Below are 14,370 nucleotides of genomic sequence, written 5' to 3'. Positions count from 1 at the left end.
CTCGATCGCACCCCAAACCCGATAAACTACGAATAGTTAAAGTCGATCAACCTTATATCCAGAGTCGTAAGATGGCGCGCCCTGAAAGTCCTTGCCTCAGTATAGCGATCGCTCGCCTGAGAACCGCTGGGGCAAACCATTTTGCCACTTGGGTTCTACAAGCTCCCTATCCCAGCGGGTACGTTCACCACGACTGTATGTGGCCGCTTGCCCTATCCCAATCTTGGAAAGCTTGGCAGGAAATGTTTTCGCCCTCCGGGACAATTCACGAATTGCCCCTAAATCCTGATGGCAGTTTCGTCTCGCCGGAAAACAACCAGAATCTACTGGCAGAAATTGAAAAACGAGCCCCTAATTCCCTACAGTCACTCCCACCGATGCCCCCTGTGCCGCTCCGTATCGGTCAAGGGGGTTTGTTGGAGAGGGGTGAGCAAAACCCGCCACAGCCACCTGCAAGCTACAGCAGCCGCCTGATGCAGCAGTTGGGGATTAACCTCTGGCAGTGGCTGTTTGAAGGGCCGATCCAGGGTAGTCTCCAGGAAAGTAAAGGTATCGCGATCGGGCAAAATCTACCCCTGCGAGTGCGGATAGATTTGCGCGAACCCTATTTAATTGCTTTGCCTTGGGAAATTATGCAGCCTCAAGCCGGTCAACCGGCAATTTCTCTGTCGCAGCAACTGCTTTTCAGCCGCACTACCAGCAATGTTGAGCCTTTGCCACCCCTGCGTCCTGCTGAGTCGCTAAACATTTTGCTAGTTTTGGGACAAGCAGAACCAGGCTACGGTGCTAATTCTCAATCTTCCAGGGGCAACAACCATCATTTGCAGTTGGAAGCAGAAGCAGTTGTCCTAGCTGGCGTTCTCAAGAGTGCTTTTCAAACCGATGATAGTGGCAAATATTTTGACATCAGCGTTCCCACTCGCGTCGATACTCTGATCGAACCTACTCCGGCGGAACTAATTTCTCGGCTGGAAACGCAAGCTTATAACATCCTGTTCTACGCCGGTCACGGGATACCGGGCCCTGACGGCGGTTTGCTATTTTTGGGCCCGGATAACGTGATTAACGGTACTGAATTGGCTCAGGTTTTGGTTCGATGCCGCGTGACTCTGGCGGTGTTTAATGCCTGTTGGGGAGCTCAGCCGGCGGTGGAGAGGCTGCATTTAAATAACAGTCAGCAACAGGCGATCGCCCGTAGCAGTTTGGCTGAGGTACTGATTCATCACGGGGTGCCGGCGGTGTTGGGGATGCGGGACTCGATCGCCGATCGCGAAGCCCTGAGTTTTATCCAAACTTTTGCTCGAGCTTTGGCCGGGCGGATGTCGATCGATCGCGCCGTCGCCATCGCCAGACAGCAGCTACTGACACTGTACAAGTTCAATCAACCGGCTTGGACGCTGCCCGTACTGTATATGCACCCGGAGTTTGACGGTCAACTGACTGAACCGGTAGATGATCTCAAAACTGAATTGCCTTTGAATTCTTCTACTTGGCTGGGACGTTTGCCATCTTGTGCTTACTTGCGGGGGCGCGATCGACCAAATGTCAAATCTACCGAATCGGCGAATCAGGTTTGGCCGATTAGCGCTGGTATGGTTCGAGTCGGCCGTTGGGAAGAAAACGACGTAGTGATTCGAGAACAGTGGGTTTCTCAAAAACACGCCGAGATTTTCTGTCGCAACAGTATCGGAGATAGCCGGGGCGAATCTAGCTACTTCCTGCGCGATTTTTCTCGCTACGGGACTCTAGTTTTGGGGCCGGAGGGATGGGTGAGAGTTCACCACCAAGAACTGCTGCTGCAATCGGGCACTCAGCTAAAATTTGGTAGTTCTCAAGGTCAGATTTTTGAGTTCACTATTGAGGTTCCACAAACTTCGGGCTACAGTGAGACTGATTGCGGAACCAATTAAGGTGCGCGTGTAGCTAATGAAGGCGATCGGCACAGCAAAGTTCTGGGCGTTGAGTCTCAAGTCGGAAGTTAAAATAGTTTACTCACCACTGGCAGCTCGCAACTAGCTCTTGGCACAGTCCCCCTTCTGTATTTTCCTTGAAGCACTTAGGTATTACATCATGGCTACCCAATCTCCTGATTCTCAATATTTTCGCGACTCGCTTCCTCAGGCCCAGATGGAGCTTCTCGCCACAATCGTTCAGACTGATGTTGCTTATCCCTGGAATCCTGCACAGCTTGAATCAGAATCTTATTTGACGGATCTAGAGCAGGAATTTGCACTATTTGATTCCTTCAGCGACAGCGATATTGCCCAGAAGTCGGGAGTTTTATTCGCGCAATTAGAACAAGTTTGGCTCTCTAGCGCCGTGCAAAAGTCTTTGCGCGAGAAATTTGCTCTCGTTCCTCAAGATTTTCTGGCCCGTATCGCTCAAAGCGTCCAAAACGCAACTGTTAAATATCAATCTTTAGCTGACCAAATGGTTGAGTGCGTGTTAGATATTTTGCCTCAGTGGGCTGAGGAAGATTTGCAGGTGTTGGCGCGTCCTTTGGCTTATGCCATGCGAGAGGCTGATTCGTCCGGGGTGGAAGTGGTCATCGAGACGAAAAGACCTTGGGCCCAATTGTCGGAAATAGAACAGGCGAGAGTTGGTTTGGCTGTCGCCCGCTATGCAATCTCGCAATTAGAAATTTCTGATTAGTTTTTTGTTGGCTAAGTTTTTGTGCTGCGATCGCGGTAATCTTTTTAAATTAATATAAAATTTATCTACCTTTAGTTAGATGTCAAATTCGTCTAATTATTAAGCCCTAGTGATTGCTATCGTTTGAGATAGCAATCATATTTGATTTGTAGACACGATTATTTTTTTTTGAAATAACTGCACAGAGGCGAATAACACGTTTGTAGTGAGGACTTAAATCCGCAGAGTTCGATCGCGTTTGATAGTTCGGAATGCAAGTCCGCAGAGTTCGATGAGGACTTGCATTCCGTGCTACAAACCAATTGTATTGTTCCGATCGCACGCAATCTCAAGGATCTGTTGCTATACTTGGCCTGGATTGGACTTGCTGAGCAGTTTGCCATCAGCAAGCAAGTGAACTATCATCAAATTGTCAGAATGTTAAAAAATATAAATATATTAAGTGGGGTCTGTCGAAATTTTCAACGGGATTAAGAAGTGAACAGCAGGAAACCCTGACTGTTGCAAACACGATCGGGAATTTCACCTTTTATGACAAATTCAAGATTTGACCTTCAAGACTTAAAACGCCGCTTTTTTGGGCGGATTGGGCGCGTGCAGATGGCAACGCTAGTCGTGTTGGGGTCGGTTGCTTTCGCAGGTGCGATCGCCTCCGCCTGGTTTAGCGGTGAAGGCACTGTCAGCGGTATTTTTGCCACAATCGACACTTGGCAGCAAAACCCGCCTGTCTGGCTGCAAGTACCCGATGCGAGCAAGATTTATTTGTTATTGCCGACTTTCGCCCTTGTCTCGGCCGCTTTAGTTGCAATAAAAATTTCGCCTCAACCACAGAAATGGTCGCGGGCTGTGGTAGTTGCAATAGTTTTGGCTTTAACCATTCGCTACGTTTTGTGGCGATCGCTCGTTACCCTAAATTTAAGCGACCCCCTCAACGGTATCTTTAGTTTGGGGCTGTTTTTCCTAGAAATGCTGATGGTGTTCACCAGCAGCCTTCAACTGTATTTAATGCTGAGAATGAAAGACAGGCATCGAGAAGCCGATCGCATGGCAGTTGCAGTTGCAGAGGGAAACTTTGCCCCATCCGTAGACATTTATATTCCAACTTACAACGAACCGCTTTTTATTTTGAGGCGCACTATCATCGGCTGTCAAGCTTTAGATTATCCCAACAAACAAATATATTTGCTCGACGATACAAAGCGCCCTGAAATTAAATTGCTAGCCCAAGAACTGGGATGTAAGTATATAACCAGACCCGATAATAGTCACGCCAAAGCTGGCAACATCAATCACGCCACAGCCCTAACAAATGGAGAACTAATTGTAGTTTTCGATGCAGATTTCATTCCTACTAAAAACTTTTTAACCAGAACAGTTGGCTTTTTTCAAGATCCCGAAATCGCCCTCGTTCAAACACCGCAAAGCTTTTACAACCACGATCCAATCGCCCGCAATTTAGGTTTAGAAAATGTGCTCGCGCCGGAAGAAGAAGTATTTTACAGGCAAATTGAAATCATCAAAGACAGCGCCGACAGCGTAATTTGTGCTGGCACGTCTTTTGTGATGAGGCGCAGCGCGCTACAAACAGTGGGAGGCTTTGTCACAGATTCAGTTTGCGAAGATTATTTTACCGGAATTCGACTGTCAGCCACCGGATATCGTTTAGTTTATTTAGATGAAAAATTGAGTGCTGGTTTGGCTGCTGAAAATATAGAAGCTCATTTAACTCAAAGGCTGCGCTGGGCGCAAGGCACGCTTCAAGCATTTTTTATTGATTCCAATCCTTTAACGATTCGCGGCCTCAGATTGGTACAAAGGCTATGTCACCTGGAAGGATTGCTGCACTGGTTTACCAGTTTAACCAGGGTTTTATTTCTGTTGATGCCTTTAGCTTATTCGTTTCTCGGCGTACTTCCTTTGCGGACAAATGCGCGGGAATTGCTCTACTTTTTTCTGCCTTACTATTTGGTGCAAGTTACTGTGTTTTCTTGGCTGAACCGCAAATCGCGATCGGCTTTGCTTTCCGATGTTTACTCGTTCGTGCAGTGTATTCCTTTAGCGGTGGCGGTGGTGAGTGCCATGCTGAATCCCTTTCAGAAAGGGTTTAAGGTAACGCCAAAAGGAATTGCGAGCGATCGCTTTAGTTTTAACTGGAATTTGGGATGGCCTTTGATTATCTTGTTCGCAGCTACAGCATTCAGTTTGTTCCATAATTTAAACATTCATTTAGTGAAAAATATTGGCAGCTTGCAGGGAATATCAGCAAGTGCTGATTTGTTAAAAGGTGTGAGTGTGGGCTGGATTTGGAGTGCTTACAACTTGCTGATGCTGGGAATTGCGCTGCTAATTTTGGTGGATATTCCTAAGCCGGACATTTACGAATGGTTCAATTTGCGCAGGGTGGTGCAGTTGAATGTGGGAGGTGAAAGTTTTTGGGGAATAACGACTGTAATTTCGGAAAGTGGCGCTGAAGTGGCTTTGACTGAACGGCCGAGTTTTGCGGTGAAAGGTAAAGGCAGTAATCAGAGTTTTGCCGCAGCAGAAATGTTGCCAAAATATGCTGTTGAGACAAGTTTATCGGAGGGTAAAATGAGAGCGATCGCTCGCAGCGTGGCCGTCAAAGCGAGGAGATCTCTACCGTCGCCTATTCTGGAGTTGAACGAAGCTAGTTTTGGCAAGCATTTGATTGATTGCGACTCGGCGACTCTGGAAATTATGGAAGAGAAATGTTTGATTCCTGTGGCTAAGATTGAGTTGATTAGCGATAAATCTCACTTGAAGTCTAGTCTTCGGGATGCAGCAGGGTGCAGTTTTGCGGAATTTCCGACTGTGCGAATTGTGTTCGATCGCCTAAACATTAGTCAACACCGCTGTTTGATCGAAATGCTCTACTGTCGCCCCGGCCAGTGGAAACGGCTGGAAACGCCCGGAGAATGGCGATCGCTGTGGCTGTTGTTGAGAATTGCTTTGAAACCGAGGGCTATTTTTGAGAGAAACAGGCAAGTTAGACCGATCGGGGTTTCGCAAGTTTAGATCCAATTAGCTAGACTTCTGGCATAAATCTTTGATTGATTAATCAACCGTAGATGCAAGGTAGATCAACGCAGATCAACGCCGATAATTTCAAGAGAGTGTGTAATTTTTGCAAGAGGTATTTTCTTGCTTGTTCAATACAATTCATAAACCGGATATCGGCACAAAATCGTAACCGTAACTGGTGCGATTTCCCGGTTTAACAATTACTAATTGAACTGCTCGATTGCGATCGCCCGAAGGTAAAAATCGAATCGGGCCCGATGCTCCTGTTGCCGAAAAATCCGGTGCCGATAAAGCTTGTTGAATGCCTGTGCGAGTCGGATTGCGCCCTAAACCGACAATTAGGGCGATCGCCGCATCGTAGGCTAAAGCTGTGCGCCAACTTACTTCAGCATTCCAAAGTTGTTTGGATGTTTGGGGAAAGCTTGACTGCGGATCTGCGAGAATGTGCCAAGGAACAGCCAGCACCATATCTGCTGCTCCTGCGCCACCAATTTGCAGTGTTTTAGCAGTATAAACGTCGTCTCCTGCTAGTAACGGTAGCCGTTTGGCGTTTACTTGCACTACTTGCAAAGCTTGGTCAAGCGTGGCGGTATTGGCGGCTAACATAATCACTTCTGCTCCCTGGGCGATCGCGCTTTTAAAGCTTTCGGTAGCATTAAAATTGCCCTTAGCAAAGTCAAATTCCGATACTACTTGTCCGCCATCTCCATAAAGAGCAGTCGTGAATTCACTTTTCAAAGATTTGCTATAATTGCTAGCAGAATTGAAAAATACAGCAGCTTTTTTCTTTTGTAATTTTGTTAGCATATAGCGAGAAAGAGCATTCGCAGCAAATCGATCGCTCGGCACTGTCCTAAATATGTTGCTGCCAATTCCTGAGAGTTGCACAGACGTACTAATCGGAGAAATTGCTACTAATTGATTTTGCTGGTAAATCTTGCTGGCTGCTAGCGTTGCATCTGAACTAAAATGCCCGATTACTCCTAATACTTCTGAATTATTTGCTAAAGCACTGGCAATTTGCGAAGCAATCTCTGGGTTGTCGTCATCGTTAGCAATTAGCACTTTTAATGGAGTACCGCTAATGCCGCCACTTTGGTTGATTTCATTTTGAGCTTGAGCAACGCCCCGCAAAATTTCTTGAGCACCATTGATATCGGCGCCAATGGGAACTGCTGCGGCAATTGTGTAGGATTTTTGGTTGCCGATGCGGGCGTTGTTGAGGTAAATTAGTGCTTCGGGATCGTTGCGATTGGTTTTCAGTGAAGCTTGTAAGTCGGAAATAGCGGCGTTGTAGTTGCCAGATGCGTAAGCCTGTACTGCTGCTTGTTTGTTTGTGGTTGCTTTGTCTGAAATTAGCAGTTTTTTTCCGGCACTCAGACGCTGCTGGATTGCTTGCTCTGACTGCGGGGAATTCTCCGTCGGGGATTTGGAAACTGTCGGATTTTGGGGTGATGAAGCTTCGGGAGTGATGCCGCCGCGGCTTGTCAGCCACCAAATACCTGTGCCGGCTAGCCCGATCGTAATTAGGAGCGATAATGCTAAAACAGCGGTTTCGTTTTTTTGGGACATGGCTGCACAGTTTGAGATTTTAGGTTTTAGATTCAACGACTCAGGAGGCAGGAGGCAGGAGGCTGGAGGCTGGAGGCAGAAAAACGAATCTAAACACTTTTCAACGCCTATCACAATTATACATTAACTAGCTTTTTTTTAATTATATTTTTATTTTTGATCGAAATACCGACAGTGGGGGAGTTGTAAACCATCGAAGATTGGCGTGAAAGATTAAAGTTTTTTGAAGTTTAGCAAAAATCCTGCAATCTTTTGTAATATAAACAGGAAAGTTGAAAAATATCTAAAGACAAACTAATTAGATAAAAGAGTCGCTAAGGTAGGAATTATGACAGATTGTCAGAAAAAACAAGTGTTAAGCTCGGCTAAGCTCAGCCAAAACAAAACCGCAATATTTAATTAAGCTCGATCGATAACAAAGGCTAAGGTAAAGTTCATGGCAAACTCAGTTTTAAATCAGCCAAAAGCAGCAGCAGGAGTGCAGTGGCAGCCAAAAGATATTATCCGCGGCCTAGTGTGGAAAATTGCGATCGCAACCTGGCTGTTGATGGCTGTAGGCAGCGCCACGCGCGTGATGAATGCGGGGCTCGCTTGCCCGGACTGGCCGCTGTGCTACGGTCAATTAATACCCGCAGCGCAAATGAATTTGCAGGTATTTCTAGAGTGGTTTCACCGATTGGATGCAGCAGCAATTGGCTTAAGCGCGATCGCCCTTTTAGGAGTTTCTGTATTCTACCGCAGCCACCTACCGAAGTGGTTGCCACTCGCCAGCGCCGGGGTTGTATTTTTAATCCTTTTTCAAGGCGTCTTGGGCGGCCTCACTGTGACGCAACTGCTGCGATTTGACATCGTTACCGCTCACTTGGGAACGGCTTTACTGTTTTTTTGCGCCCTGCTAGCGATCGGTTTTATGCTGACTCCCTACGAAGCTACGGGCAATATAAACAAATTAGCATGGGTAAGTTCGATCGCAGCATTGTTAGTTTACCTACAAAGCCTGCTAGGAGCATTAGTAGGCTCTAGATGGGCGCTGCATCAATGTTTGGGCTCGTCAGAATTGTGTTCGGTAATGAACAGCCACATCGCCGGCATCGTACCCGCTACCGCAGCAACTTTAGCATTATCAGTCATGGCTTGGCGACAACCAGCACTAAGTTCAAGCTTGCGAAAATTAGGAAATTTAGCCAGTGTTTGTCTGATTGTTCAATTAGTTCTAGGATTAGCAACTTTCCGGCTGCACCTTCAGGTAGAACCGCTGACAGTCGCGCACCAAGCAGTCGGTGCAGCATTGCTGGGAACCCTGGTAGCTTTTAGTGTTCTAGCGTGGCGCGATCGAGTTTTATCAGCTTGAGAGATAAGACTAAAGTAAGAGGCGGCGGGTTTATTAATCCTTGTAGCTACATCAAATATTTATCGTAAAACCCGCCACTCCAACCTAATGACTAATGACGAATTCACAAATAATTACTAACAGCTTACAACCATGCAAGAAATCCTTACCAACGACAGGCCCCGCCTCCACGAAAACTTTTCGCAAGTTGTGAAAAGTTACTATCAACTAACAAAACCCAGAATTATTTTACTGCTGCTAATCACCACCTCAGCAGGAATGTGGATGGCCGCCAAAGGAGAAGTCGATCCGCTATTGCTGGTATCAACTATTACCGGAGGCGCTTTAGCTTCGGCTTCCGCCAATACAATCAATTGCATCTACGACAGCGACATCGACTATATCATGGAGCGCACCCGGTGGCGGCCGATTCCTTCGGGGCGAGTTAAGAAGCGGGATGCTTTGATATTTGCGATCGCCCTAGCGACAATATCCTTTACATTGCTGACAGTAGTTGCCAACTTATTAGCAGCATTGCTAGCGATGTCAGGCATCGTTTTCTACGTCCTAATTTACACCCATTGGCTGAAGCGTCACAGCGTGCAAAACATCGTCATCGGCGGTGCAGCAGGCGCAATTCCCCCGCTAGTTGGCTGGGCTGCGGTGACAGGAGATTTAAGTTGGGGTGCGTGGATGCTGTTTGGGATTATCTTCCTATGGACACCGCCACATTTTTGGGCATTAGCCATGATGATTCGCGACGAATACGAGGGAGTAGGAGTACCGATGTTGCCGGTAATTGAAGGTGACGCAGAGACAGCCCGCCAAATTTGGATTTACACGTTATTGATGCTTCCTGCAACTTTGCTGCTAGTCTATCCGCTGAATTTAGCGGGCCCAGTGTATGCCGGTACTGCGATTTTCCTCGGTGCTATTTTTGCTCAAAAGGCTTGGTTGCTGTTGCAGACTCCAGAAGATAAGAACGTAGCGCGATCGCTCTTCAAATACTCTATTCTGTATCTGATGCTATTGTGCGCGGGAATCGTGGTTGACAGTTTGCCTGCGACTCATAACTTTACTACTGCTGTTGTCCAAAATGTGCAAAGTTTGATTAGTACAGTTGTGATGTAATAATCAGTTAAATAGCAATTATTAAAATGAAGCCCGCATCTTGCGGGTTTTGTTTATGGTAAAATAGCAATAAGCTGTTATTCATTTAAATTTCTTGCCTGAACCCCTTACCGTATGGGGTATAGACTACAAATAATGCAGTTTAAATGTGGAACAGCTTAGTCATTCTCCAATCTGCTTTCATCAGCGTTAATCTGCGTTAATCTGCGGTTGAAAAAGAGCGATCGGGCAAATAAATCGACATAACTTATACTATTATCACCTTGAAAGTTGTACAAAAGCAGCTAGATGCCCTGCTCAATCATGTCTACGAGCGTATCGTTGTTTCTATCACCGTCCGTATCTCGAAAATCGCTACAATTAAGCTATGAAATTCGCCTGCAATACTATGATTGCCATCCCCTCTGGATTTAGCCCCGAAGAGTACCTTTCCCTGGAACATGAGAATAAAGTCCGCCATGAATATCAGCGCGGCTTAGTCTACGCAATGGCGGGTGGTAGCGACGATCATGATGAACTGTCGTTGAATCTAATTGAACTTTTGCGCCACAAGGTTCGCGATTTGGGTTGCTCTGTGCGATCGGGTAATGTGAAGGTGAATTATGCAGGTGAGTTTTTCTATTATCCCGATGCGTTTGTGACGTGCGATCCGCGAGATAGGAGCGATCGCTATGTGAAGCGCTATCCTAAGTTGATTGCTGAGGTGTTGTCTCCTTCGACTAAAAAATTCGATTGCACTGATAAGTTTGAGGATTATCAACAGTTGGAATCCTTGGAAGAGTATGTTTTAATCGCGCAGGATGAGATGCGAGTTGAGTGTCGCCGCCGGGTGAAAGATGGGAATGGGGAACGGTGGGAAACGGTGGTTTATGGTGCGGGCGATCGGGTGATGTTACAGAGTATTGAGCTTGAAGTTGCGATCGCAGAATTATATCGCGGTGTGAGTTTTGGGCGATAAATGAAGTAAGCTAAAGACAAAGGTTTCAAAATAGATGAAAACTCTATAGAGGCAAACTGGCTATGAACTGGAAAGCATACATTCATTCAAATCCTAAAATTCTGCTTGGCAAGCCTGTAATTAAGGGGACACGAATATCAGTGGAGTTCGTTCTAGGGCTATTTTCAGAAGGTTGGACGCAGCAACAAATTCTAGAAAACTACCCAACGCTTAATCCTGAATCTATCCAAGCATTGTTTGCTTTTGCGGCGGAATGCCTCAAAGAAGACGTATTTTACACGCCTTTACTGTTTGCTGAGGCAAGTTAATGCGGTTTCTGGCAAATGAAAACTTCCCACTACTCACGGAGTTGGGGATTCCGTTGGCAGCAGAGTGCGAGGCATTATAATTAAAAATGCAAAATGCAAAATGCAAAATGCAAAATGGAACCTACAGAGGAATCGGGAGTATGAGGATATATGCAAATTGTTTGGACAAAACACGCCCAGGAGCGTCAGCTACAATGGGAGGAGCGATTGAAAATTACCAGGGAAGAGGTTGAAGCTGCTCTCACCAATCCTCAACAGATTATCGTGGAAGATGATGTCTTGGTGGCTCAAATCAAACGAGGTAACGGTCTTCTTAGAGTACCCTTTGTTGAAATTGGCAAAACCAGACGAATCTTAACTCTGTACTGGACAAATCAAGTTAAGCGATATTGGCAGGAGAATACCGATGAAAGTTAAATACGATGCAGAAGCAGACATTCTGATTTTTATTTTCCGTGATGCGTTTCCAGCTAATGCTATCTCTGAACCTGGAGGCGTGATTGTCAGTTATGACGAAAATGACGAACCTGTTACTATCGAATTTCTCAATGCCTCCAAACGTCAACTGTTTAATCCTCAAGAACTCATGCTAACGATCGCAACATAGTCGATCCGCTTTATCGAGGTGGCACGGCAATATTGTCAGCTTAATAAGTGAGGATACTATGATGACGTTACACGAGTATGATGTTGTTGCCTTGACCGAATAAATTCAGGCAATCCATAAAGAAACCTCTGGGCCAATTTTGCTCCGGCCCGGACAAGTTGGCATGATTCTGATGAGCTTTGACGATCGCGCTTATCTAGTAGATTTTGCCGATGCTCAAGGTAATACCTATGCAATGGAAACCATTCCCTCAGAAAAACTTATGCAACTCGTTTATGAGCCACTTCCTGCCTACGCCTAACCTACAAATAATATTTTACAGAGTATTGAGGTGGAAGTTGCGATCGCAGAATTATATCGCGGTGTGAGTTTGGGCGATAAATGAGGTAAGCTAGAGATACAGGTTTAAAACAATTTTAACCAATACTAGCATCGCTTCCTTATCTAAGATGAACATTTAAGACTAAAATTATGGCAAATATACAATCTCAATTCAACAAATTTCATGATGTGATCAAAACCGATTTCGATGATAATAAACCATTGCGCGACCAGAGAGATTTAATCATCGACAATTTAAGATGTGGGTTGAAAAAACTAATTCCTAGAAATACGCCTACATTTAGTTACTTCAATCAAGGAAGTTATGACTTAGCAACAGGAGTAATACCTCTTTCAGGAGAAGATTATGATATTGATGTAGGCATTATTTTCAAATTTTCCCAAAGTAGTTATCAACCAGTTGAAGTTAAACAATGGGTTTACAACGCTTTAAAAATAGGCTCAAGAACAGTTGAAATAAAAAGACCTTGCGTAAGAGTTCAATATCAACAAAATGCTGCCAAATGGTTTCACATTGATTTAGCTATTTATTCCACGGAGCGAGATTATCTAGGGAAAGAAAAATATTATATTGCAAAAGGCTTTATAGACTCACATGAGGAGAAAAAATTTTGGGAAATATCTGAACCATCTAAACTTAAAGAACTTTTGAAATCAAAGATTGCTGACAGTTCAGACCGAGACCAGTTTCGTAGGATTATCAGGTATTTGAAACGGTGGAAAGATTATAAATTTGTAGCAGGACGACCAACTGGAATAGCCTTAACCGCTTGTTGCTACAATCTCTTCATGCCACAAAAAAATTATCTTTACAATTCTTTTCCTTATCCATATGATGATTTGAAAGCATTACAAATTGTTGTTGATGGGATGATTAAAATGTTTTCTTGGAAGAATCAAATAAGCGTCAAACTTCCAGTAGAGCCTTACAACGATCTTTTTGAGAAGATGACTCATAATCAAAAGGAATCAATGAAAACAAAATTGCTCGATTTACAAGCTATTTTAATTAGCGCATCAAACGAACTTGAACCCTCTGATGCGTGTATCAAACTGCGAAAAGTTTTTGGTAGTGACTTTCCAATCTCATAAATTATGGCAAAAAAAATTATGGCAAAAAGAAAAAGCATACCCGACGCAACAAAATTAAAACTCTGGATAAAATCCGCAGGACGTTGCGAATTTAAAGGATGTAATACACCTGTTTGGTACAACGGATTAACTTTAAGTGAGGGAAATTTTGCCGAAGTTGCACATATCATTGGTTCAAGTAAAGACGGCCCCCGAGGAACAGACCAGTCAGAAGAATTACAACTAAATTTTTGCAACCTAATGCTTCTGTGCCAGCAATGCCATAAAGAAATAGATGACCATCCAGAAAAGTACCCGCTTGAATTATTGCGTACTTGGAAGCAAGAACACGAAAATAGAATAGAGATACAAACAAGTTATCCAGAGGATATACATAAATCTACATTATTACTTTTCTCTGTAAATATTGGCGATCGGACTGTTCCTATAAATGTGGAAGCTGTAAGAAATGCAATGTTTCCGAAGTTTCCGACAGACCAACAAGGAATAAAGATAGAAGAAAAAGACTTTGATAGACTGGGGACACCTGAGCACTGGCAAACATTCGCTGAAAACAAGATTAAGCGTAAAGTTTCAAGGTATTTAGAGGAAGGTGTTGATGATGTTAAAGTCAAGCATATTTCTCTATTTGGAATAGGATCTATGCCTCTGTTAATGTACCTGGGTAGGTGTATAGGCGATACCGTTCCAACAGACATTTACCAATCTCATAGAAACATTGAGAATACAAGTAAAACTTGGTCTTGGCAAGAAGAAACTAGCGTTGAGCTACCTTATTCTATTTCTTGCGAACAAGAGAGTGAAAGTGGAATTGTCTTTCTAAAATTGGCAATTAGCGATACTATTGGGTGTGATAAATATCAAAATTTAGTTTCAAGTAATTGCAGTATTTATCAGATAACTGTTCATGAACCTTCACCGCATTTCTTAAAATCCAAAAGACAACTTGAGATTTTCAGTTATGAGTATCGTAAATTACTCAATGAAATTCAAGCAAAACATGGAAAAAGCTGTAAGATATACATTTTGCCAGCAGTTCCTGTATCAATAGCGGTAGAATGTGGTAGAGTTATTTTGCCCACAAAAGACCCAGAAATATATGCTTGTGAATATTACAGTGATAAGGGAGAATTTCAAACTGTACTAAAAGTAAACTAAAAGTCATAATCTCATTTTAAAATATTTATGAACATATTATAGCCGTCCTAAATGACTGGAGTTTAGACTAAAAAACGATCGCATCTAAAAGTAGCTGCCTTGGAAGATCCGGCAAGCTGTTGCTCAAAAACTCAAGAGAGAGAAGGTTAAATAGCCAATCTTGAAGACTTTTTGCGTCGAG

General features: G+C 44.2%; 13 protein-coding genes. 12 read left to right on the top strand and 1 reads right to left on the bottom strand.

Going from position 1 to position 14,370, the window contains the following annotated elements:
* Window positions 1–71 precede the first annotated feature (71 nt).
* The 3 genes from K4039_RS12160 to K4039_RS12150 all read left to right on the top strand — a co-directional run bounded on the left by K4039_RS12160 (window position 72) and on the right by K4039_RS12150 (window position 5,685).
* Entirely contained in the window at window positions 72–1,910 is a 1,839-nt protein-coding gene (locus tag K4039_RS12160) for a CHAT domain-containing protein (RefSeq protein WP_265235450.1), read from the top strand.
* 160 nt (window positions 1,911–2,070) lie between these two features.
* Complete coding sequence (locus K4039_RS12155; RefSeq protein ID WP_265235449.1) at window positions 2,071–2,652, top strand: hypothetical protein; 582 nt, start codon at window positions 2,071–2,073, stop codon at window positions 2,650–2,652.
* A 531-nt stretch (window positions 2,653–3,183) separates the two neighbouring features.
* Window positions 3,184–5,685, top strand: a complete 2,502-nt coding sequence (locus tag K4039_RS12150; protein ID WP_265235448.1) for a glycosyltransferase family 2 protein — start codon at window positions 3,184–3,186, stop codon at window positions 5,683–5,685.
* A 144-nt stretch (window positions 5,686–5,829) separates the two neighbouring features.
* Here the strand turns inward: K4039_RS12150 and K4039_RS12145 are convergent, their stop codons facing one another.
* Window positions 5,830–7,263, bottom strand: a complete 1,434-nt coding sequence (locus K4039_RS12145; protein WP_265235447.1) for an ABC transporter substrate-binding protein — start codon at window positions 7,261–7,263, stop codon at window positions 5,830–5,832.
* A 436-nt stretch (window positions 7,264–7,699) separates the two neighbouring features.
* On the opposite strand from K4039_RS12145, the gene K4039_RS12140 reads away from it, so the two are divergent.
* The 9 genes from K4039_RS12140 to K4039_RS12100 all read left to right on the top strand — a co-directional run bounded on the left by K4039_RS12140 (window position 7,700) and on the right by K4039_RS12100 (window position 14,189).
* On the top strand, window positions 7,700–8,614 hold the full coding sequence (locus K4039_RS12140) for a heme A synthase (protein ID WP_265235446.1): 915 nt from the start codon (window positions 7,700–7,702) through the stop codon (window positions 8,612–8,614).
* 132 nt (window positions 8,615–8,746) lie between these two features.
* Window positions 8,747–9,724 (top strand): heme o synthase, encoded by a 978-nt coding sequence (locus K4039_RS12135; RefSeq protein ID WP_265235445.1) that lies wholly within the window; start codon window positions 8,747–8,749, stop codon window positions 9,722–9,724.
* Between the two features lie 388 nt (window positions 9,725–10,112).
* Complete coding sequence (locus K4039_RS12130; protein WP_265235444.1) at window positions 10,113–10,682, top strand: Uma2 family endonuclease; 570 nt, start codon at window positions 10,113–10,115, stop codon at window positions 10,680–10,682.
* A 62-nt stretch (window positions 10,683–10,744) separates the two neighbouring features.
* Window positions 10,745–10,990 (top strand): DUF433 domain-containing protein, encoded by a 246-nt coding sequence (locus K4039_RS12125; RefSeq protein ID WP_265235443.1) that lies wholly within the window; start codon window positions 10,745–10,747, stop codon window positions 10,988–10,990.
* Window positions 10,991–11,140: 150 nt separating this feature from the next.
* Window positions 11,141–11,407 carry a DUF4258 domain-containing protein gene (locus K4039_RS12120; RefSeq protein ID WP_265235442.1) on the top strand — a complete coding sequence of 89 codons (267 nt, stop codon included), beginning with the start codon at window positions 11,141–11,143 and terminating at the stop codon, window positions 11,405–11,407.
* Complete coding sequence (locus K4039_RS12115) at window positions 11,397–11,597, top strand: DUF2283 domain-containing protein (RefSeq protein WP_265235441.1); 201 nt, start codon at window positions 11,397–11,399, stop codon at window positions 11,595–11,597. The genes K4039_RS12120 and K4039_RS12115 overlap by 11 nt, the downstream gene beginning before the upstream one ends.
* Before the next feature lie 139 nt (window positions 11,598–11,736).
* Window positions 11,737–11,898, top strand: coding sequence for a DUF4926 domain-containing protein (locus tag K4039_RS12110; RefSeq protein WP_265235440.1), 162 nt, complete (start codon window positions 11,737–11,739; stop codon window positions 11,896–11,898).
* 170 nt (window positions 11,899–12,068) lie between these two features.
* A complete protein-coding gene (locus K4039_RS12105; RefSeq protein ID WP_265235439.1) occupies window positions 12,069–13,031 on the top strand; it encodes a cyclic GMP-AMP synthase DncV-like nucleotidyltransferase in 963 nt (320 codons plus the stop codon).
* Window positions 13,032–13,034: 3 nt separating this feature from the next.
* A complete protein-coding gene (locus tag K4039_RS12100; protein ID WP_265235438.1) occupies window positions 13,035–14,189 on the top strand; it encodes an SAVED domain-containing protein in 1,155 nt (384 codons plus the stop codon).
* Window positions 14,190–14,370 lie beyond the last annotated feature (181 nt).

The organism is Lyngbya sp. CCAP 1446/10 (assembly GCF_026130175.1).
Classification (GTDB): domain Bacteria; phylum Cyanobacteriota; class Cyanobacteriia; order Cyanobacteriales; family Microcoleaceae; genus Microcoleus.
This window is presented reverse-complemented; position numbering and strand designations above follow the sequence as displayed.